The sequence below is a fragment of the Bradyrhizobium cytisi genome, from assembly GCF_008123515.1.
GTDB classification, from domain to species: Bacteria; Pseudomonadota; Alphaproteobacteria; order Rhizobiales; family Xanthobacteraceae; genus Bradyrhizobium; species Bradyrhizobium cytisi.
This window is the reverse complement of the sequence record NZ_VSSR01000016.1, coordinates 19,124-37,744: the sequence shown is the minus strand read 5'-3', so window position 1 is coordinate 37,744 and position 18,621 is coordinate 19,124. Positions and strand designations below refer to the sequence as shown.

General features: G+C 64.5%; 23 protein-coding genes and 1 riboswitch. Of the genes, 15 read left to right on the top strand and 8 right to left on the bottom strand.

The genetic code is table 11. The annotated features are described in order from the left end of the window. Positions 1-43: 43 nt before the first annotated feature. From FXB38_RS09250 to FXB38_RS09230, 5 genes are all read right to left on the bottom strand, one after another. Positions 44-670: a thiamine phosphate synthase gene (locus tag FXB38_RS09250; RefSeq protein ID WP_148750564.1), complete on the bottom strand. Its 627-nt coding sequence runs from the start codon at positions 668-670 to the stop codon at positions 44-46. Then, the gene (locus tag FXB38_RS09245) at positions 657-1,439 is read right to left on the bottom strand and encodes a thiazole synthase (protein WP_148750563.1); all 783 of its coding nucleotides are present in this window, start codon (positions 1,437-1,439) and stop codon (positions 657-659) included. Before FXB38_RS09245 ends, FXB38_RS09250 begins: the two co-directional genes overlap by 14 nt. Before the next feature lie 174 nt (positions 1,440-1,613). Continuing rightward, a complete protein-coding gene (gene thiS, locus FXB38_RS09240) occupies positions 1,614-1,811 on the bottom strand; it encodes a sulfur carrier protein ThiS (RefSeq protein WP_148750562.1) in 198 nt (65 codons plus the stop codon). Then, positions 1,802-2,821 (bottom strand): FAD-dependent oxidoreductase, encoded by a 1,020-nt coding sequence (locus FXB38_RS09235; protein WP_148750561.1) that lies wholly within the window; start codon positions 2,819-2,821, stop codon positions 1,802-1,804. Before FXB38_RS09235 ends, thiS begins: the two co-directional genes overlap by 10 nt. Continuing rightward, positions 2,810-2,954: riboswitch (TPP riboswitch) on the bottom strand. Its footprint overlaps the gene before it by 12 nt. Positions 2,955-3,008: 54 nt before the next feature. After that, positions 3,009-3,455, bottom strand: a complete 447-nt coding sequence (locus FXB38_RS09230) for a lytic transglycosylase domain-containing protein (protein ID WP_148750560.1) — start codon at positions 3,453-3,455, stop codon at positions 3,009-3,011. A 239-nt stretch (positions 3,456-3,694) separates the two neighbouring features. Here FXB38_RS09230 and FXB38_RS09225 point away from each other — a divergent pair, with 239 nt between their 5' ends. Continuing rightward, on the top strand, positions 3,695-3,910 hold the full coding sequence (locus FXB38_RS09225; protein ID WP_187434762.1) for a hypothetical protein: 216 nt from the start codon (positions 3,695-3,697) through the stop codon (positions 3,908-3,910). A 2-nt stretch (positions 3,911-3,912) separates the two neighbouring features. On the opposite strand, the gene FXB38_RS09220 is transcribed toward FXB38_RS09225, so the two are convergent. Both FXB38_RS09220 and FXB38_RS09215 read right to left on the bottom strand, forming a co-directional pair. Next, positions 3,913-5,238 (bottom strand): ATP-binding protein, encoded by a 1,326-nt coding sequence (locus FXB38_RS09220; RefSeq protein ID WP_148750559.1) that lies wholly within the window; start codon positions 5,236-5,238, stop codon positions 3,913-3,915. A gap of 15 nt (positions 5,239-5,253) precedes the next feature. Beyond that, positions 5,254-5,994 carry a response regulator gene (locus FXB38_RS09215; RefSeq protein WP_148750558.1) on the bottom strand — a complete coding sequence of 247 codons (741 nt, stop codon included), beginning with the start codon at positions 5,992-5,994 and terminating at the stop codon, positions 5,254-5,256. 179 nt (positions 5,995-6,173) lie between these two features. Between FXB38_RS09215 and FXB38_RS09210 the strand changes: the two genes are divergently transcribed. Continuing rightward, positions 6,174-6,746 (top strand): hypothetical protein, encoded by a 573-nt coding sequence (locus FXB38_RS09210; protein ID WP_148750557.1) that lies wholly within the window; start codon positions 6,174-6,176, stop codon positions 6,744-6,746. 213 nt (positions 6,747-6,959) lie between these two features. Next, positions 6,960-7,514 (top strand): PRC-barrel domain-containing protein, encoded by a 555-nt coding sequence (locus FXB38_RS09205; RefSeq protein ID WP_148750556.1) that lies wholly within the window; start codon positions 6,960-6,962, stop codon positions 7,512-7,514. A 58-nt stretch (positions 7,515-7,572) separates the two neighbouring features. On the opposite strand, the gene FXB38_RS09200 is transcribed toward FXB38_RS09205, so the two are convergent. Then, positions 7,573-8,781 (bottom strand): ABC transporter substrate-binding protein, encoded by a 1,209-nt coding sequence (locus FXB38_RS09200; protein ID WP_148750555.1) that lies wholly within the window; start codon positions 8,779-8,781, stop codon positions 7,573-7,575. Between the two features lie 443 nt (positions 8,782-9,224). Here FXB38_RS09200 and FXB38_RS09195 point away from each other — a divergent pair, with 443 nt between their 5' ends. From FXB38_RS09195 to FXB38_RS09145, 12 genes are all read left to right on the top strand, one after another. Continuing rightward, complete coding sequence (locus FXB38_RS09195) at positions 9,225-10,472, top strand: site-specific integrase (protein WP_148750554.1); 1,248 nt, start codon at positions 9,225-9,227, stop codon at positions 10,470-10,472. Between the two features lie 276 nt (positions 10,473-10,748). After that, entirely contained in the window at positions 10,749-11,060 is a 312-nt protein-coding gene (locus FXB38_RS09190; protein WP_148750553.1) for a helix-turn-helix domain-containing protein, read from the top strand. Between the two features lie 4 nt (positions 11,061-11,064). Further along, positions 11,065-11,202: a hypothetical protein gene (locus tag FXB38_RS42625; RefSeq protein ID WP_187434761.1), complete on the top strand. Its 138-nt coding sequence runs from the start codon at positions 11,065-11,067 to the stop codon at positions 11,200-11,202. Positions 11,203-11,516: 314 nt separating this feature from the next. Then, complete coding sequence (locus tag FXB38_RS09185) at positions 11,517-12,905, top strand: AAA family ATPase (protein ID WP_148750552.1); 1,389 nt, start codon at positions 11,517-11,519, stop codon at positions 12,903-12,905. Between the two features lie 237 nt (positions 12,906-13,142). Beyond that, positions 13,143-13,619: a hypothetical protein gene (locus FXB38_RS09180; protein WP_148750551.1), complete on the top strand. Its 477-nt coding sequence runs from the start codon at positions 13,143-13,145 to the stop codon at positions 13,617-13,619. Beyond that, positions 13,619-13,873 (top strand): hypothetical protein, encoded by a 255-nt coding sequence (locus tag FXB38_RS09175; protein WP_148750550.1) that lies wholly within the window; start codon positions 13,619-13,621, stop codon positions 13,871-13,873. The genes FXB38_RS09180 and FXB38_RS09175 overlap by 1 nt, the downstream gene beginning before the upstream one ends. A gap of 382 nt (positions 13,874-14,255) precedes the next feature. After that, on the top strand, positions 14,256-15,572 hold the full coding sequence (locus FXB38_RS09170; protein ID WP_187434760.1) for a hypothetical protein: 1,317 nt from the start codon (positions 14,256-14,258) through the stop codon (positions 15,570-15,572). Between the two features lie 4 nt (positions 15,573-15,576). Beyond that, entirely contained in the window at positions 15,577-16,116 is a 540-nt protein-coding gene (locus tag FXB38_RS09165) for a hypothetical protein (RefSeq protein WP_148750548.1), read from the top strand. Then, positions 16,109-16,333 carry a hypothetical protein gene (locus FXB38_RS09160; RefSeq protein ID WP_148750547.1) on the top strand — a complete coding sequence of 75 codons (225 nt, stop codon included), beginning with the start codon at positions 16,109-16,111 and terminating at the stop codon, positions 16,331-16,333. The genes FXB38_RS09165 and FXB38_RS09160 overlap by 8 nt, the downstream gene beginning before the upstream one ends. Positions 16,334-17,013: 680 nt before the next feature. Next, a complete protein-coding gene (locus FXB38_RS09155; RefSeq protein WP_148750546.1) occupies positions 17,014-17,430 on the top strand; it encodes a P27 family phage terminase small subunit in 417 nt (138 codons plus the stop codon). Next, complete coding sequence (locus FXB38_RS09150; RefSeq protein WP_148750545.1) at positions 17,417-17,782, top strand: hypothetical protein; 366 nt, start codon at positions 17,417-17,419, stop codon at positions 17,780-17,782. Before FXB38_RS09155 ends, FXB38_RS09150 begins: the two co-directional genes overlap by 14 nt. Before the next feature lie 124 nt (positions 17,783-17,906). Beyond that, positions 17,907-18,128 carry a hypothetical protein gene (locus FXB38_RS09145; RefSeq protein ID WP_148750544.1) on the top strand — a complete coding sequence of 74 codons (222 nt, stop codon included), beginning with the start codon at positions 17,907-17,909 and terminating at the stop codon, positions 18,126-18,128. Positions 18,129-18,621: the final 493 nt, after the last annotated feature.

The window sequence follows — 18,621 nt, the reverse complement described above, 5'->3', positions numbered from 1 at the left end:
TCGCAAGGGCTCCTCGCAATGACGAGTGGTGAGAGTGGGGCCATCACGCAGCCTCCTTCGACTGGCCGAGCCACTGCCGCACGCGGGCGTCCGGGTCGGCGTTCTGGGTGACGTCGCTGACGACGGCGATGGAATCCGCGCCTGCGGCAAAGATCTCCGCGGCGTGCTCGAACTTGATGCCGCCGATCGCGACCAGCGGGATGTGGCCTAAGCGCTTCTTCCATTCCGTGATCTTTGGAATGCCCTGCGGTTCGAAGCGCATCGATTTGAGCGTGGTGAAGAAGATCGGGCCGAGCGCGACGTAATCCGGCTTGGCCGCAAGCGCGGCTTCAAGCTCCGCCTCGTCATGCGTGGAGACGCCGAGCGACAGGCCGGCCTCGCGGATCGCCTTGAGGTCGGCGTCGGCGAGATCCTCCTGGCCGAGATGCAGGTATTTTGCGCCGGCGACGATCGCGGCGCGCCAATAGTCGTTCACGACCAGCTTGGCCTGCGTGCCCTTGGTGATCGCCAGCGCGTCGGTGACGACCTGCAGCGCGTCGGCGTCGTTGAGGTCTTTCGTGCGCAGCTGAATGGTGCCGACGCCGAGCTTTGTCAGGCGCTCGACCCATTTGAGGCTGTCGACGACGGGGTAAAATCGATCAGGATACGCGTTGCGATCAGGATACGGCATGCCAGAACGGGGTCCCAACGACAGGGGTTGAAGGAGAGGCGAAGTCGCGGGCGTTCATCAGCCCGGCTTCAAATGCGGTGCGGCCGGCATCACAGCCGAGGCGGAAGGCGTTGGCCATGGCGACGGGATCGGCGGCCTTTGCGATCGCCGTGTTGAGCAGCACGGCGTCGTAGCCGAGCTCGAGCGCCTCGGCCGCGTGCGAGGGCGCGCCGATGCCGGCATCGACCACCAGCGTGATGTCGGGCAGCCGCTCGCGCATCAGCTTGAGTGCGTCGCGGTTGGTGATGCCGCGGGCCGAGCCGATCGGGGCGGCCCACGGCATCACCACCTTGCAGCCGGCGTCGACCAGGCGGTTGGCGACCGAGAGATCCTCGGTGCAATAGGGGAACACCTCAAAACCGTCCTTGATCAGGATGGTCGCGGCCTCGACCAGGCCGACGACATCGGGCTGCAGCGTGTCGTTGTCGGCGATGACCTCGAGCTTGATCCAGCTGGTGCCGAACAATTCGCGCGCGAGCTTTGCGGTGGTCACGGCCTCGCGCACGCTGCGGCAGCCGGCGGTGTTCGGCAGTACGGTGACATCGAGCTCGCGGATCAGCTTCCAGAAGGCGTCACCGGTCTTGCCACCGGCGGATTCGCGCCGCAGCGACACCGTGACGATGTTCGAGCCGGAGGCGCGGATCGCGTCCTGCATGATCGCGGGCGAGGGATAGAGCGCGCTGCCGATGAGGAGACGGGAGGGGAAGGTTTTGCCGTAGAAGGTCACCATGTCCGAGGTGTCTCCTCAATTGATGCTGTCATCCCCGCGAAAGCGGGGATCCAGTACTCCGCGGCAGTGCGGCTGGAAACGAGGAGCCGCGGCGTACTGGATCGCCCGGTCAAGCCGGGCGATGACGGCGGAGTGTGTGGCGCGCGCCGAGGCGATAAATGGAGTGACATCACTTCACCCTCCCTGCCGCGGCGTGATGATCTCGATCTCGTCGCCCGCGTTCAGCGCCGTCTCGGCCCAGCGGCTTTTCGGCACGACATCGTAGTTGAGCGCGATGGCGAAATGCGTGCCCTCGTAGTCGAGCTCGCTGAGCAACGCGTCCACGCTTGCCGCATTGATCTCGCGCTGCTCGCCGTTAACGATCACGCGCATTGCATCACCTCATTGTCGATCTGACCGCGCTCGACATAGCTGAGCGTCAGCTCGGCGAGGGCCGGCGCGAGCAGGAAGCCGTGGCGGTAGAGCCCGTTGACGCTGATCTTGCCGCCGCGCACGCCGATGCGCGGCAGATTGTCGGGATACGCGGGGCGCAGGCCCGAGCCGAATTCGACGATGCGGGCCTCGCCAAAGGCCGGATGCACGGCATAGGCCGCGCCCAGCAGCTCCAGCGCCGAGCGGACGCTGACGCCGGTGTCCTCTGCCTCGATCGAGGTCGCGCCCAGCATGAACAGATTGCCCTCGCGCGGGATCACGTAGAGCGGCCAGCGCGGATGGATCAGCCGCACCGGGCGCGAAAGCCTGACCTCGCTGGTCTCGATCAAAATCATCTCGCCCTTGACGCCGCGCAGCTCGCCTTGTTCCTCGCGCGCGGTCAGGCCGCGGCAGTCGATCACGATGCCATCGAGGCCTTGCAGATCTTGGGCGGTGATATCGCTTCCGAACTTGATGGTGCCGCCGGCGGCAACGATGCGCGCGTGCAGTTTCGGCAGCACGCGGCGCGGCTCGACATGGCCTTCGGTCGGGAAGAACAGCGCGTCGCGGAAGCGGCCCTCGAGCGACGGTTCGAGCGCGGTTAAAGCCGCTGCATCGAGCCGGCGGTGGCCCTCGGTCATCCCTGCAAAGCGCTCAAAATCGTTGCGCTCGCGCGGATGGGCCACGACGAGCGAGCCATTGAAGGGGGTATCAGGCAATTCGCGCCGCCAGATGTCGAGCGAGCGTAGCCCCAGGCGGCTGATGATGGGCTCGGCGACCTCCGCCTCGCAATAAGGCGCGAGCATGCCGCCGGCCCAATGGCTGGTGGCATCGGTCATTCCTGCGTCACTGCGCTCGTGTAGCGTCACGGCATGGCCGGCCTGCGCGAACAACAGCGCTTGCCAGGCTCCGGCTATGCCTGCTCCGATGATGGATACCGGAGAATCCGGTCGCTTGGTCGTCTGTAACATCCCTGTCCCTTCGCCGGCATGACCCGGATCAGGTTCAAAGGGTCACCGCGGTCCTGGGCAGGCTTGCTGAATTGCAGGCTTTGCCCATTTAGCGGTATCTCAGCTCCTCCTCGGAGCACCCCTCGGAACGGCTCTAATGTAGGCCAGCGGGGCGGGGTGGTCAACGCGTTTGGCCCGGAACAGGGGATTACTTGAGTGCCTGCGCCCGCGCGTTGCGGACGTGCTGCACCATTTGTTGGCGCTGCTGCTTTGCAACGTAGTAATAGCCGCCCGCGAAATAACGCACGGCGCGGTCGTGGTCGCCGTTGGCGGCTTGATAGGCGCCGGCGAGGTATTTTACGGCATAGGTGAGGTTGGTGTTGGGGTCGCGCAGGCCGGCGGCATCGCCGGTGTAGCCGAGGCCGCGGGCGGTCGCGAGCTTGATCTGCATCAGCCCGATGGTGCCGCCATGGCCGACCAGGCCGGGCTGATAGCGGCTCTCGCGCATGATGACGCGATGCACCAGCGCCTCCGGCACGCCGTTGGTGCGCGCATGCATGGCGACCATCTCGGCATATTCGGCCTGGCCCGCAAATGCGGCCTGCGGTGATACCAGCCCGGCCGCGATGAGCGCGACAACCCGTAAAATTTTCATCGGATATCCCCGCGGTTCCTGGGCGACCTGCACTGGAACCGTTAGGACCCTTGAACGCGGCGATGATGTGGCGAAACGTCGCCGATCACGATTTTTGCGACGCAGAGCCGCTGTTACGACGCAATGCCGCCGTAAGGGTTCACCTCGGGTGGAAGACCGCAGCTCGTGACAACGAGCCTGTCTATTCGCGCGCAGACGCGAAAGCGAGTATCAAAACGCTGCAAATCGGGAGAGGTGCCATGACAAAAGCAAACGTGGTGAAGGCACACATCGGCGACATCCCCAGGCGAAATCCCTGTGCGCAATGCGGGACGCCGATCCCGCAACCTGATTGGATCGAACCGGGCGAGGGACGCATCTCATATCTCTGGAATTGCAGCGCCTGCGGCTATCGCTTCGAGGCGATCGCGATCTTTGACGAGATGGAAGTCGAGCACCCGCCGCTCGCAGCCTGAAGCTACGCCGCCAGCCGCGGCTGTTGCCACACCGGCAATTGCATCCGCACGATCAGCCCGTGCGGCGGGCGGTCGTGCAGCGACAGCTCGCCGCCATGGGCGAGCGCGATCGCGCGCGCGATCGACAGGCCGAGGCCGAAGCCGGTGGACTCGTCCATGGTGCGCGCGTCGTCGCCGCGCACGAACGGCTCCAGCATCTCCTGCTTGCGCGCATCGGAAATGCCGGGGCCGTCATCCTCGACGTCGATGACGAGCTTTGTGCCTGACACATCGAGACGGATCGTCACCTCGGCGCCGAAGCGCACAGCGTTCTCGACCAGGTTCGTGACGCCGCGATGCAGATCGTCGGGACGCGCCGCGGCGGTCGCAGATAGCGGGCCCTCGTAGTGCACGACATGGCCCATGTCGCCGAACTGGTCGGCGATCAGCTGCAATGTGCTCGCGATGTCGACCAGCGTGATCGCCTCGATCTTGCGATCGTTGCGCAGCAGCGACAGCACGCTCTCCAGCATCGAGCGCATCTGGTCGAGGTCGATCAGCATGCGCTTGCGGTTGCCCTCGTCCTCGATGAACTCGGCGCGCAGGCGCAGCCGCGTGATCGGGGTGCGCAGATCGTGGCTGATCGCAGCCAGCATCCGGGTGCGATCAGCCATCAGCCGCCCGATCCGCTCATGCATGCGGTTGAGCGCGCGGGCGACCAGGCGGATCTCCTCCGGGCCACGTTCGGGCAGCGGCTCGGAGGTGCCGTCGAGGCTGAAATCCTCAGCCGCCTTGGCAAAGGACGACAACGGCGTCGCCAGCGCGCGCGCCGCCCACAGGCCGAGCACGCTGATGGAGATGAAGGCGGTCAGCAGCGTCACCAGCCACGGCGCGCCCCAGAACCAGGGACGCGGACCGCCGTCGACATGGCCGGCGATCATGGTGCCGTCAGGCAGGACCACGCCGATGCGGTGGGCGCCGCCCTCGGGCGCGAGCTGCACCACCTTGTAGCCGCGGCCGAGATGGCGGCGGAGCCCGTGCAGGTGCTGACTTTCGCTGTCCTCGATCACCGTCGCGGTGCCTGGTGCTGATGTCTCGATGTTGAGCTTCGGAAAGGCGCGCGTGAGATCGGCGATCAGGCGCGGCCGCTCGTCCGGCTTGGCCGAGCCGAGCAGCAGCGCGGCATCCGCCAGTTGGGGTGCGCCGTCCGGCGGCGTGTCCGGGCGGTCGGGCCGGCTGATCAGGAACGCGGTGGTGACGACGAGATGCAGCGCGACGGTCGAGGCCAGCACCAGTGCTGCGATCTGCCCGCCGATGCCCTTGAGGTGGAAGAACCCGAACGGCCTCATCGTCTTAACGCCCCGTCAGTTGCTCAGGGGCGTCGTAACCGCTTCCGTTCTGGGCGTAAACAGGTAACCGCCGGAGCGCACCGTCTTGATGATGGTGGGATCGGCCGGATTGGGCTCGATCTTGCGGCGGATGCGGCTGACCAGCACGTCGATCGAGCGCTCGAACGAGCCGGTGTTGCGGCCCTGCGTGAGGTCGAGCAGGCTGTCGCGCGAGAGCACACGGCCGGGACGCTCGCAGAACGTCCTGAGCAGGTCGAACTCGGCGCTGGTCACCGCGACGCGCGCGCCTTCCGGATTGCGCAGCTCGCGCAGCCGCAGGTCGATGCGCCAGCCTTCGAAGGCGAGCGTGGAGGCGCCCTCGATCGAGCTCGCGGCCTGCGCGGAGGCCTGGCGCCGCAGCACCGCGTTGATGCGGGCGAGCAGCTCGCGCGGGTTGAACGGCTTCGGCAGATAATCGTCCGCGCCCATCTCGAGGCCGACGATGCGGTCGACGTCCTCGCCGCGCGCGGTCAGCATGATGATCGGCGTCTGTGCTTCCGCGCGCACCTTGCGGCACAAGCTGAGACCGTCCTCGCCCGGCAGCATGACGTCCAGGATGATGAGATCAACGCGGTGGTCGGCCATGGCGCGCGACATCTCGCGGCCGTCGCTCACAGCGGTAACGTTGCAGGAGTTGTTGCGGAGATATTTCGCAATCAACGTCCGGGTCTCGCGGTCGTCCTCGACGACCAGGATGTTGGGAGAAGAAATGGCCATGAGCCTTGTTTGTCCAAGATTCGGGCCAAAAGGCGAAGATTTTTGTTTCAGATTGTTTCCAAATGTATGTCCGCAACACCCCGCAACGACCGGGTCGTCATACGGCAAGGTCTCGTTAAGCCCGTTAACCATACCGTGGCGCAGTTGGATACGAAACCCGCAAAAACCACGGTGCCATCATGACCTCGATTTCGGCGGCCTCCGCCGGTCATTACCAGTCGCCGCTGCAGAAGCTGCAGCAGGAATTGCAATCGGAAGTGTCGGACGGCACGATCTCGTCCTCGGACCAGTCGGCGCTCACGAGCGCGCTGCAGGACATCGACACGGCGCTTCAGCAGAGCCGCTCCAGCGATCAGTCCGGCGGCACCAAGCCGTCCAAGGACGGCCTGAAATCGAAGATCGACGATCTCATCTCCAGCGAGGTCTCGAACGGGACGCTGACGTCGGACCAGGCCGACGAGCTGAAGGGCGTGTTTCAGTCCGCCTTCGCCAGGGGCCCCGGCGGTCCCGGCGGCGCGGGTGGCCCGCCTCCCGGTCCGCCGCCGTCGGATGACGGCGCTTCGGATTCCGCGTCGTCGACGGACTCGACGAGCAGCAGCTCGACCGAGTCCAGCACGGCCAAGGTCCTCGAGCAGTTCCTCCAGGCCCTGCAGCAGTCGCAGTCATCGAGCTCGTCCTACGGTGCCAATGGCACCACGAGCTCGTCGAGCAGTTCGGATTTTTCGGCGCTGCTGATCGATTACCAGAGCTGACCTGATCGACGCAGGTCGGCGCGTTCCTCGCCGCGATCGAGCTACATCCCAGGGCGCAAGATCGTCGGCGGGGAACCGCACAACGTTCTGCGTGACGCAGGAACCTTCCTCGCAACGCAGCGCAACTGCGCAACGAAATTGCCGCAGCACAGGAACTGCCGCTGATCGTGTTTGTTCTCTCCGCACAAGTTTCTGCTGAAGGAGAGGACAACCATGTTGATGAAATCAATCGCCGCCGGCCTTGCCGGCACGGCACTGCTTGCGACCGTTGCGGTTGCACAAAACCCGACGGCCACCACCGACAAGTCGCCAAACGCATCTACCGCGACCACCACAACCACGAGCGCGTCGGGTGATTGGCGCGCATCGAAGATGGCCGGCCTGAGGATCTACAACGACGCCAACGAGAACATCGGCTCGATCAACGACCTCCTGATGGACAAGAGCGGTGCGATCAAGACCGCCGTGATCGGCGTCGGCGGCTTCCTCGGCATGGGCGAGCATCTGGTCGCCGTTCCCTACGACAAGTTGAAATTCACCAATGAGGCGGTGGCCTATTCTGGCGGCGGTACGGCTCCCGGCGCGCCCGGCATGAGCCCAGGCGGACCCGGCACCATGAGCAAGTCGACCACCACCACGGGCGCGGCGACCGGCACCGACAAGACTGCGACGGCGTCGTCTGGCTCGAAGTGGTATCCGGACCACGCCGTGTTCAATGCCAGCAAGGACGATCTGAAGAAGATGCCCGAGTTCAAGTACTCGGAGTAATGCGCTTCTGACCTCCTAAACGAAGCGCGCCCGGTTTTCACCGGGCGCGCTGTCGAGTTCACTTCACCAGCGGGCAGCCGCCCTTGTCGAGCGGGCGGAAAGCTTCGTCGCCGGGCACGGTGGCGATCAGCTTGTAGAGGTCCCACTCGCCCTTGGACTCTTCCGGCTTCTTCACCTCGAACAGATACATGTCGTGGACCATGCGGCCGTCGATGCGGATCTTGCCGTTCCTGGCGAAGAAGTCGTTGATCGGCGTCTTGCGCATCTGCTCCATCACCTTCGGCGCCTCATCGGTCTTGATGGCCTCGATCGCCTTCAGATAGTGCATGGTCGCCGAATAGAGCCCGGCCTGGATCATGGTCGGCATGTGGCCGACCTTCTCGTTGAAGCGCTTGGAGAAGGCACGGGTTTCGTCGTTCGTGTCCCAGTAGAACGCATCGGTGATGATCAGGCCTTGTGTCGCCTTGATGCCGAGCGAGTGAACGTCGGTGATCTCCATGAGCAGCGCGATCATCTTCTGCCCGCCTTGCGTCAGGCCGAATTCGGCCGCCTGCTTCAGCGCGTTGGTGGTGTCGCCGCCGGCGTTCGCGAGCGCAACCACCTTGGCCTTCGAGGCCTGGGCCTGCAGCAGGAAGGACGAGAAGTCCGACGAGTTGAGCGGATGGCGGACCTCGCCGAGCACCTTGCCGCCGCTCTCCTTGACGACATTGGCGGCGTCGCGCTGCAGCGCCATGCCGAAGGCGTAGTCTGCCGTGATGAAGAACCAGGTGTCCTCGCCGCGCTTGACCATCGCCTTGCCGGCGACGTTCGACAGCGCGTAGGTGTCGTAGGTCCAGTGCACCGTGTTGGGCGAGCAGGCGGTGCCGGTGATGTCCGATGAGCCGCCGCCGGAGTTGATGTTGATCTTGTTCTTCTCGCGCGTCAGCGCCGAAATCGGCAGTGCGACCGAAGAGGTCGGCACGTCGAGGACCGCGTCCACCTTCTCGTTGTCGTACCAGTTGCGGGCGATATTGACGCCGACGTCGGGCTTGTTCTGATGGTCGGCGGAAACGATCTGGATCGGAACGCCAGCGACCTTGCCGCCGTAATCGGCGACGGCCATCTCGACGGCGGCCAGCGACCCCTTGCCGGTCGCGTCGGCATAAAGGCTCGACATGTCCGTGAGCACGCCGAGCTTGACGACGTTGTCGGAAATCTGCGCCTGCGCTGCGCCGCAGGTCGCGGCGATAGCGAAGCTGGCCGCGACGGCGGCGATGAGTTTTTGCATGTCGTTTTCTCCCTCAGCATTGTTGTTTGGGGCTTTGTTGCGGGGACTGTTCTAGCGAGAAACGGTCGCGGTCGCAAAGCAGGGGACGGGTGAAGAGGGGTGAGAAATAAGTAGGGAGCTGCGGTATTTTTACCCTCTCCCCCTGTGGGCCCCCTGTGGGAGAGGGTGGCTCGCCGCGATAGCGGCGAGACGGGTGAGGGGTTGTCTCCGCGAGTCCGCCTCTTGCAGTCGAGCGTGCTGAGAGAACCCATCATCCGGCGCTTCGCGCCACCTTCTCCCACAAGGGGAGAATTTGCAAGTTGTAGCGTAGCGCTGGACGGTGCTAGACTTGCGCGTAACCCCTTGAAATGCCATGTGAAACTAGCTGACGCTATGCTGGTGCTTATCTGCCACTAGGCTACCGCTGTTTTTTACACTGGCTTAAAACCGAGGACGCTTCCGCCATGCCCAAGCCCCGCAAGATCGCGCTGGAGACTCCGACCGCGCGCGCCAAGCTCACGCCGCGCAAGGCGTCCTATTTCGTTCGCGTCGCGCCGCACATCGCGCTCGGCTATCGGCGCAATGCGAGCGGCTTCGGAACGTGGAGCGTGCGCTTCGCTGATGGCAGTCCGAATGGCTGGATGCGCAAATTCGGCATCGCCGACGACATGGAGCCCGCCGACGACAAGCGCGTGTTCAACTACGATCAGGCGATCAAGCAGGCGCGCACGGTGGCACGCGGCGACAGCGACACCGAGACCGCGAGTAGTTTCGCGCCGGTCAACGTCGATCAGGCGTTGACCGCTTATGAGCGCGATCTCGAAGCGCGCCAAGGTTCGATCTACAACGCGCGGATGCCGCGCAAGCATTTGAGCGTCGCGCTGCTGATGAAGCCGGTGGCGATGTTGTCCGCGACCGAGCTGAAAAAATGGCGCGACAGCCTGATCGGGGGCGCGCTGGCGGATTCATCGATCAACCGGATGCTGAAGTGTCTGCGCACCGCGTTGAAGCTGGCGGCGCGGCACGATCCGCGCATCGTCAACGCGGACGCTTGGGAGGTTGGCCTCGAAAGCCTGCCCGACGCCGACAACGACCGCAACGTCATCTTGGCCGACAAGCAGGTGAGCGCCTTCGTCCGCGCGTCCTATGTGCGCGACGGCGCGCTCGGCCTGTACGTCGATACGCTGGCGGTGACCGGCGCGCGACCGTCGCAGGCGTCGCGGCTGCTGGTCGCCGATCTGGTGGTGCATCCGAAGGCGCCACGGTTGCGGATGCCGAAGAGCGGCAAGGGCGGCTCCAAGAACCGCGCTGCGCGCAAGGCTGAGCGCTTCTCGGTGGCGATCACTGCGGCGCTGGCGCTGAAGCTGAAGGCCGCCGCAAAGGGCCGGGCGCCGGATGCGCCGCTGTTGCTGCAGGCCGATGGCGCGCCATGGGGCGAGCGGCCGAGCGACAATTACCGCGAGGACATCCGCGCCGTCGTCACCGCCATCGGGGAGGACCCCGACACGGTGTCGATGTACGCCTTGCGGCACAGCAGCATCGTGCGCGCGTTGCTGCTCAACGTCCCGGTGCGGATCGTCGCGGCCTCGCACGACACATCCGTCGCGGCGATTGAGCGGCACTATTCGAAGTTCATCGTTGAACACGCTGACGACATCAGCCGCCGGGCGCTGCTGCATCACGACGATGCCGACATGGCGATGGCGAGCTGAGGCCACCTTCAGAACATCTGAACCTAGACCCGGTGTCGTTCGCGGCGCCGGGTTTTCTTTTGCCAGTTCCCATGATTCGCCGCGCCGTTTCGGTGCCGCCGGCCGGCATCGCGCCGTCGCTCGAAAAAAAATCTCAAAACGGATTCTGTCAGGCCTTTCAATAAAACTCGGCCTAAAAAGCTGGCTTAAGGAAAGCGCGCGGCTGTGCGCTGGTTTGCGCGCGCAACAACACGAGCGGTAGCTTAGCGGCAGTATCCATCGAGTGGAGTCGCCGCCATGGCTCGCAAAAAGACCGGCCCAAAAAAACCCCGCGTCACCGCGAAGGAAAAACTTAAGAAGGCGAAGGCCGAGCAGGCGAAGCTGCCGGTTGAATCGACGATGTACACGATCCCGCAGTTCTGCGAGGCGCACAACATCAGCCTCGAAACCTATTACCGCATGGCGCGCACCGGCACCGGGCCGGAGATCAAGAAGATCGGACACGCCACCCGGATCAGCGTCGAAGCTGCCAAGGCGTGGCGCGAGGGCGGAAAGGCCACGACGCAGAAAGAGAGCACTGCCTCTCAAGCCGCGAGCGCGGAGGCCTGAGCCCATGGATACCCACATCACGGATTCCGGAATCAACGGTTTCGCCCAACTCGTGCGGCTCGGCTTCACGAAGGACAAGAACGCGCCAGCGGTCTGCGCCACCGGGTGCAGCGTCACGCTCGTCTTGCAAGATGGCGCATAGGAAATCGACATTCTGCTTCCGAACGGCGAAGCGATTGGAGTCTACGCCACGCCGGAGAACGTCGAGGTGAACAGTTAAGAACGACCACGGACCGCAATGTCCGTGCTGAGCTGCAAACCGGCGGGCAAGCCGAAACCCACTGCGCGGACCTGACCGAGATCAGGCACCGCCTTCGCGCCTTTCACTGTTGCCGATGCGCGACCGCCCCGGTGGAGACCGGGGCGGCGCAACCGACAACAATGGAGATTGTCACCTGAGTGTTGCTCCAGCAAAGAGCGGGTGACGTGTAGCGCGAATCCATCGGGCTTCGCAATATGAAGATCACCGACACCCAATTCGACGGCTCGCGCTTCACCCTGACCGACTCTGATCGATACGAGATCGCCTGCATTCGACAGGAAGCGCCGCAGCTTTCTTTTCAGCAGGCACAATTGCTGCACGAGTATCGCCACAAATCATACGGCATCACCAGACTGCAGCCACCCGAGCTTCGCTTCTGCGAGGCTCTCGAAGACCAGCTCGCGCTTGCCAAGGCCGAAGCCGCGATCCCACTTCGCCGCGCTAACGATGATGGAAGTGCGTCAGCGCGTGGCACGGATCGTGGGCGCGAGCAGCAACCGCCGACCGACCCCGCACCGCCGCCCGAACTGGCGCGGATCGATCTGGCTAAGTACGACACCGCGCCGATCCCGGAGCGCGAATGGGGCGTGCGCGACCGCTTCCCGCGACGTGCCGTCTGTCTGTTGTCTGGCGAAGGCGCAGTCGGTAAATCGATCACGCTGCTGCAACTGGCCGTCGCCCATGCGCTGGGTCGCGATTGGCTGCGCTCGATGCCCGAGCAAGGGCCGGTGCTGCTCGTCAATTGCGAGGACGAAGGCGACGAGCTGGTGCGCCGCCTCGATCCCATCCTGAAAAATTATCGTGCGAAATTCAGCGACATCGCGGCTGACTTGCATGTGTTCTCGCTGGCCAACCAAGACCCGTTGCTGGCGCTGCCTGATCGCAGCGGGCGCATCGTGCCGACGCCGCTCTATGCCCAATTGCTGGAGCGAGCGCGCGCCGTGCAGCCGATCTGCACCGTGATCGACAACGTCGCCGACGTGTACGGCGGCAGCGAGATTGACCGCAGTCAGGTTCGGCAATTCGTCGCGCTGATGAGGCAGATCGCCATCGCGGCCAATGGCTACGTCATCATGTCGAGCCATCCCAGCGTCGCGGGCATCGCCAGCAAGACCGGGCTGAGCGGAAGCACGCAATGGCACAATTCGATGCGCGCCCGCGCGTACATGCACATCGAGAGCGACGACCGCAGCGGCACCCGCGTGCTGGAGTTCATGAAGAGCAATTACTCGGCACTGTCCGAGCGCGTGGAGCTGCAATGGGCGAACGGCCTGTATGTGCCGGTGCGCGCACCGAGTGCGCCCGAGCAGGCGGCAAGGAACGCGGCGGCCGATGCGCTCTTCCTGCAATTGCTCGACAGGTTCACGGCGAAGGGCGAGAACGTCAGCCCGAAGCAGAACGCGAACAACTACGCGCCGACGCTGTTCGCCAAGACCACCGAAGGCAAGGCGGCAAAGTTCACCACCGGCCATTTCGCCGACGCCCTCGACCGGCTGATAGCCGCCGCCAAGGTCGCCGTGGAACCGTACGGCGCCGCCTCGCGCGGCACCAGCCGCATCGTGCGAAGGGGGTGGTCCCCATGACCCTGCACGCTCCCTGCACGCTTCCTGCACGCTCCCCTGTACGCGCCCCCCCTATAACCCCTGCATGCAGCGTGCAGGCTGCATGCATGCAGGGGATTTGGGGCCGCGACATCCAAACCAAGCACGCGCCGCCGGCACCGCGTTGGAGCGCGCAGGAGGCGATGCGGCGGACGAAGCTAGGTTCAGAAACTTAACCCGCGCCGGCCGGATGCCGGCAACGCGCAGCGGAGATGATCCATGATCCGGCAAACCAAACTGAAGTGGCGGCGCACGAGCAAGGACGGTTGGAAATCCCAGACCGCAGCCAAGCGCCGATATGAAATTCATCGATGGGAAACTCGCGGCCCCGGCGGCCGTCCGACCGGCGTCATTGGGTATCACATCGCCCGCTTCGCGGTCGGTCGATCATCGGGGAAATGGTACGTGAGATACATCCACAATGTTCGCCTGAAGAGCCTGCAGGAGGCCAAGGCGTTCGCACAAGGTCATGCCAACGATGCGCCGTGGGTGCGCGCGCGGATGGACGAGGCCGACGCCACCGCTCTCCGCCGGATCGACGATGAATTCCGCGCCGAGTTTGATTTAGATCGGCGAGCGGCGAGTGATGCGATCCTCGAAAGTGTGCATGCGGTTCAGGAGCGCGCGAGAGCGTTTCTCGAAAAGCACTCGCACCGCCTCACCGAGCCGCCAGCCGCGCGTAGCACGCTGCACTGATGCTCACCCGCCCACCATCCTGCCGCCGCAGCCGCGCCGCCAAGCGCGAGCGTCGGCGGCTGGCGCAGCGACGCTACCGGCAGAACAAGAAAGATCGCGTTGCCATCGCGCCCGTGAGGGTCGGCGAAATGCTGCTCGATTATCTGGTGCGCGGCGTGCACTGGCTCGACGAGGCCGACGCCGACGATGCGGGCAAGATGGGCGAGGCGATCACGCGCGGGCTGACGGAAGCGGCGGACGCGGCGAAGCGGTGAGAAAGCGTAGTGCATTAACTTGATCACATTGGACGAAGTTGGGACACTACGGCCATGTATGTGCGATGGCAGAGTCGAAAGCGGCAGCAGCCGGACATTGGCGACTATGGGCCACAGTTGCGCGACGAGTTTGGCCTCGTTCGCAACGCGCGCGGGAGTTATCTGCGCACGCGACATCGCGCTGACGGATCGGTCGGGCAGGATGTGCGATGGACTGCCGTCATCGTCGAGAGCGTGAGGATTGACGGCAAGCCGCGCCAAAAGCATGTGGCATGGCTCGCGAGCATCACCGAGAGCAGAATCGAAATTGATCACCAGCGCCGCTACTTCTGGGATGCGGCCTACGAGCGACTCGATCAGCTCGGTAACCGCATCTCGATTGATGATCGGCAGCGCATCGAGGCATCCGTCGCTCTCAAGGTGCCCCGGCTTTCGCGGGAAGAGCATGAGGCGAGCATCGAACAGGTCAAGGCGTCGGCCGCTGCTCTCCGATTCCCGCCCATCGAGCACAAGCCGTATCGGCCTCCGACGTGAGCTGACGAAAAAAACCGTGACCCTACTTCATCGGCCAACCGGAAGCCGTGCCATCCTGCCGGCCATGAGCCCAGACCTTGAACCAATTCCGCTCCGACCCGACCGCGATGCCACGCGCCGCGCTGGACTCGCGATCTTCACGCGCGCCGCGACCGCGCATGTTCTCGCCGCCGAGCGTCGCGATTCGCCCAAGCAAAATCCGATTGAAGTCGCCGCGCGGATGTGGCCGAAAGACACGAAAGTCGGATTGGTGGTCAAGGCGGCGGTCGATCCGACCAGTACGTCGGACGCGCCTGCGTTGACCCAGACTTTGACGGAATACGTCATCGCCGCGCTCGCGGCCGTCTCGGCTGGATCGATCCTGCTCGACAAGACGCTGCAACTGAAATTCAACAGGTACGAAACGATCAGCGTGCCGTCGTTCATCGCCGATGCTGGTCTTGTGGGTTTTGTCCGTGAACGTGCGCCGATCCCGGTCCGCATGTTGCTGGCCTCGTCACTCAAGCTGGAGCCGAACAAATTCGCCACCCTCACCATTTTGAGCAACGAAGTTTGCAACGCCAGCGCTGGCAATGCGCAGAAGATGGTTGGCGATGCTCTAGTGCAAAGCGTCGGCCTCGCGCTCGACGTAGCGCTGTTCGACAGCAATCCTGCCATCGCGGACGAACGTCCGGCCGGTCTACGCAACGGCGTCGCGGCCAGCACCGCCAGCGCGGCGAGCGATCCGACCGCCGCGATGATCGCCGACATCAAGACGCTGACCCGTGTCGTGGCTGCTGTGAGCAGGACCGAGCCGATTGTTCTTCTCGCCGAACCGGCCCGCGCCCGGACGATGCCGCTGGACGCTATCGGCCTTGCGCTCAATTCATCGTTCGTCATCCTGCCGACCAATGGAATCGCCGCCGATGATCTGATCGCGGTCGCGCCTCCTGCCATCGTCAGCGCGACAGGCACGACGCCGCAAATCAGTGAGTCAACCGAGTCCCTGATCCACATGGACGACATGCCGACGAACATCAGCACGGACGGCACGCCGCCGCTCGTCGCAGCAACGTCGCAATCGCTATTCCAGACCGATATGCTGGGGCTCAGGGTACGTTGGCCGGTGACGTGGGCGAAGCGCGACCCGCGCGCGGTGGCATGGTTGACGACAACGGCATGGTGACGTGATGGATGAACGTGGCCGCAGAATTTTCGCAGAAGCCCGCGCGACACTGGCGCGCACTGCCGGCATCACGGTCGAGCACCGCGATCACTCCACTGAATATTGGAAGCGGCCCGAGCCCGAACCCGTGCCTGAGCCTGAGCGCGCAGCGCCTTCGCTGACCGATTCCGAAACGCTGCGATGGCAAAAGTGGATCGACGACCGGATCATTGCCGCCGTCGTCGGCTATCACGAGAGCAAGCAGATGCGCCCGGTGACGCGCGCGGTGCTCAAGGGTCTGGTGGCCGAGCTGCGCGCCGAAATGGCGAAGGCGCAGCCGCAACCGGCCGAGGAATTCTTTTACCTCGATGACGACGGCACGAAGCAGGACGCCGATTTGCATGGCCCGATCCTCCGCGCCGTCGATCACCCGGTTGACGAAACCATCATGGGGCCGATCCGAGCGCGCAACCGCGCAAAGTGGCTGGCCGAGCAGAAGGCCAAGCGAGCGCGGTCCGCGCGCATCATCGATCTGCCGAACCCGCTGCGAGGCCGCCGTGCGTGATGACGACGAGCCCGCCAAGGTGATCCGCAAGCTGCATCAGTCGCTGGTCGGCGACGCCATGATCGATGATGGTCGCTACTTCGCGCGGCTGGTCGAGGAGATCGCGGCGCCACTGCCGAAGCTGCCGGAGACGGCGAGCCCGCGCGAGGTCTATTTCCACGTCCTGCTGCAAAATCTGCAGGCCAACGCGCTCAGGGCGCTCGGTTTGGTGGCCTGACCGCGATGCTGATCTCAGGTTGTAAACTGAAATGACCAGTCTCAAAGGCATCGGACGCGCACCGGCTGCAATGGAACCCGGTGCTGGCTTTTGGAAAGTCCTTCTCCGGAACCGCAACCGGCCCGTGTGATCGCCGCTCGAGATTTTTCTAGAAATAATGTAGCGAAATCAAAAGGTTAGAGATGCGTGTCAGGCTGCTAAGAGCCCAATTAGATCAGCGGGTTAAGGCCCACAAGGTGCGAGGCCCTACAAAGCCCGCCCATGCGTTGGATCGGCTGGCGAGCTGGCAAAGGCCATCTGGCAAGGGCAAACGCACCAGTTAAGGCCCGCAAGGCCGTCTGATCGTCTTTGGGGGCTGAGGGGCAGGTCCACTTTTTGCCGGGTTCCATATCCTCCAACGCGGATGCACAGTTGGAACCCTACGTGGAACACTTGGCGGTTGTGCCGATGGAACTTTGTCGGAACGGCAGTAGATTTATGCTACGAGCCCGGTTCCAGCCGTTTCGACCCCTTTTCAACCGCCGCGATAGTGCTCATGATCGCACCCGACCCGGAAAAGCCGTCCGGAGCCCGCTGGAGCGCCGTTCGCTCCCGCCCGGTGTCTGGGGCTGGCCGCCGGTCCAAATCGCTGGGGGCCGCCCGGACCGCCAGCGAACCGCCGTCCAACCGGAGCCGAGCTGATGCCCCGCCGATCCAGTGCCACCCTGCCGTTCTCCGAACCCACCACCCGCATTCAGCCGCCCGACGATTTGGCCGGCGCCGCGAGGAGCGTGTTCTGCGATCTGGTGATCGCCACGAGGGCCGATCATTTCAACGCGAGCGATGCGCCGACGCTGGCCGTCTTTTGCCGCGCCATCGTGCAGGAGAAGGCCGCCAGCGCGGGACTCGCGGCTGACGGCTATGTCATGGCGGATGGCAAGCCGAGCGGCTGGCTCAACGTGCTGGCGGACGCGAAGCGGACCATCAGCACCTATTCGAGAATGTTGCGCTTGAATCCCTCCGCGCGTCTGCTGGTGCCGTCGCCGTCGTCGGAGCCCGAGCTGATCAGCGGCTATGAGAAATTCGCGTTGGAGGCCGCGCGCGATGGACGACAATGACCGCGACGCCCTGCAGCGCGCCTTCGACCTCGCGCGCCATGATCCGGCGCTGCACGGTCGCGTTGATCGATGGCTCGCCGAGCGCGGCTGGGAAAGTGCCGCGAGATCCTGCGCCTGTCATTGCCAATCGGCCGCGCTGAATCTGAAGCCGTGGCAACTTCCGCCGTGCTCGCCCACCATCGCCAACCATCTCGACGACGCCTTGCGCGTGCCGTTCAGCGATGCGTCCGGCCGCCGCGAAGGCGCCGAGATCGTCCGGAAATTGCGGTCGCTCGGTTTGAGCATCTACGAGGCCGACCCGTTGGCCGCGATTGCGCGTGTCGAGGCCGGGCAGCGGCAGGCGGTGAAGTGAATCTCTTACCGCGCGCGGTAAGAGATTAGGCCGCGAGGCGACCGAAAACGATTTACCGCGCAGGGTAAATGAAAATCCCAAATTACCGCGCGAGGTAATTTTGGAAATCTGGAGTGCCGCACCCGTGATCTCGCTCACCGACACCGAATTGCAAACCGTCATGGCCGCCGCCGCGCCGCTGCAGCCGCACCAGCGCAGCCAGTTCTTGCGCGATGTCGCCGCCGAGCTGGCGCGCCATCCGGAGATCGGCGCCGGCCTGATCGGTCGCGTCGTGCGCGAGGTGCAGCGCGAACATCTCAACCCGTCGCGACTGCACCACCACGGCGTCAGCAAGTTCGGCTGGTGACGGTGTGGCGACTGTCGAACATCGAGGCGCTGGCCTTCGTGGCCATCGTCTCGATCTTGGTCGTGCTGGCGGTGATGATGGCGGGATGATCTGCGCATGCTGGCGTGTTACACTTGAGTGCTATGCCACGAGTGAAGCACGCCGAAGCCTGCAAGCCCGTTCGCTGCCTGAAGTGCGGCGCGGCCATCCACTGCGGCGACCCCTGCATCGACCTCAGCTCCGGTTACGACCGCCTTCGACGACGCTGGCAGTGCGGCGTGGGTGGGTGTGCGTCGGCAATCGGGCGACCGCTGGTCTATCATTGCTCCAAGGCGTGCTACTGGCGTCACCGCCGTGCCAAGCTGCGCACCGTCGTCAAGCCACGCAAATGCGCAGGATGCGGCAAGAGCTTCACGCCGCGCCGCTCCGACGCGCAGTCATGCAGCGACGCTTGTCGGCAGGCACGTTATCGGTCGCGCTGGCGATAGCGGTCCGGGTTGTTTGCTTCCAACAG

Bases quoted from the DNA above. Each gene is read 5' to 3' on its own strand.
- FXB38_RS09250 (WP_148750564.1), bottom strand. From the start codon at position 670: ATGCCGTATCCTGATCGCAACGCGTATCCTGATCGATTTTACCCCGTC.
- FXB38_RS09245 (WP_148750563.1), bottom strand. From the start codon at position 1,439: ATGGTGACCTTCTACGGCAAAACCTTCCCCTCCCGTCTCCTCATCGGC.
- thiS (WP_148750562.1), bottom strand. From the start codon at position 1,811: ATGCGCGTGATCGTTAACGGCGAGCAGCGCGAGATCAATGCGGCAAGC.
- FXB38_RS09235 (WP_148750561.1), bottom strand. From the start codon at position 2,821: ATGTTACAGACGACCAAGCGACCGGATTCTCCGGTATCCATCATCGGA.
- FXB38_RS09230 (WP_148750560.1), bottom strand. From the start codon at position 3,455: ATGAAAATTTTACGGGTTGTCGCGCTCATCGCGGCCGGGCTGGTATCA.
- FXB38_RS09225 (WP_187434762.1), top strand. From the start codon at position 3,695: ATGACAAAAGCAAACGTGGTGAAGGCACACATCGGCGACATCCCCAGG.
- FXB38_RS09220 (WP_148750559.1), bottom strand. From the start codon at position 5,238: ATGAGGCCGTTCGGGTTCTTCCACCTCAAGGGCATCGGCGGGCAGATC.
- FXB38_RS09215 (WP_148750558.1), bottom strand. From the start codon at position 5,994: ATGGCCATTTCTTCTCCCAACATCCTGGTCGTCGAGGACGACCGCGAG.
- FXB38_RS09210 (WP_148750557.1), top strand. From the start codon at position 6,174: ATGACCTCGATTTCGGCGGCCTCCGCCGGTCATTACCAGTCGCCGCTG.
- FXB38_RS09205 (WP_148750556.1), top strand. From the start codon at position 6,960: ATGTTGATGAAATCAATCGCCGCCGGCCTTGCCGGCACGGCACTGCTT.
- FXB38_RS09200 (WP_148750555.1), bottom strand. From the start codon at position 8,781: ATGCAAAAACTCATCGCCGCCGTCGCGGCCAGCTTCGCTATCGCCGCG.
- FXB38_RS09195 (WP_148750554.1), top strand. From the start codon at position 9,225: ATGCCCAAGCCCCGCAAGATCGCGCTGGAGACTCCGACCGCGCGCGCC.
- FXB38_RS09190 (WP_148750553.1), top strand. From the start codon at position 10,749: ATGGCTCGCAAAAAGACCGGCCCAAAAAAACCCCGCGTCACCGCGAAG.
- FXB38_RS42625 (WP_187434761.1), top strand. From the start codon at position 11,065: ATGGATACCCACATCACGGATTCCGGAATCAACGGTTTCGCCCAACTC.
- FXB38_RS09185 (WP_148750552.1), top strand. From the start codon at position 11,517: ATGAAGATCACCGACACCCAATTCGACGGCTCGCGCTTCACCCTGACC.
- FXB38_RS09180 (WP_148750551.1), top strand. From the start codon at position 13,143: ATGATCCGGCAAACCAAACTGAAGTGGCGGCGCACGAGCAAGGACGGT.
- FXB38_RS09175 (WP_148750550.1), top strand. From the start codon at position 13,619: ATGCTCACCCGCCCACCATCCTGCCGCCGCAGCCGCGCCGCCAAGCGC.
- FXB38_RS09170 (WP_187434760.1), top strand. From the start codon at position 14,256: ATGATCGGCAGCGCATCGAGGCATCCGTCGCTCTCAAGGTGCCCCGGC.
- FXB38_RS09165 (WP_148750548.1), top strand. From the start codon at position 15,577: ATGGATGAACGTGGCCGCAGAATTTTCGCAGAAGCCCGCGCGACACTG.
- FXB38_RS09155 (WP_148750546.1), top strand. From the start codon at position 17,014: ATGCCCCGCCGATCCAGTGCCACCCTGCCGTTCTCCGAACCCACCACC.
- FXB38_RS09150 (WP_148750545.1), top strand. From the start codon at position 17,417: ATGGACGACAATGACCGCGACGCCCTGCAGCGCGCCTTCGACCTCGCG.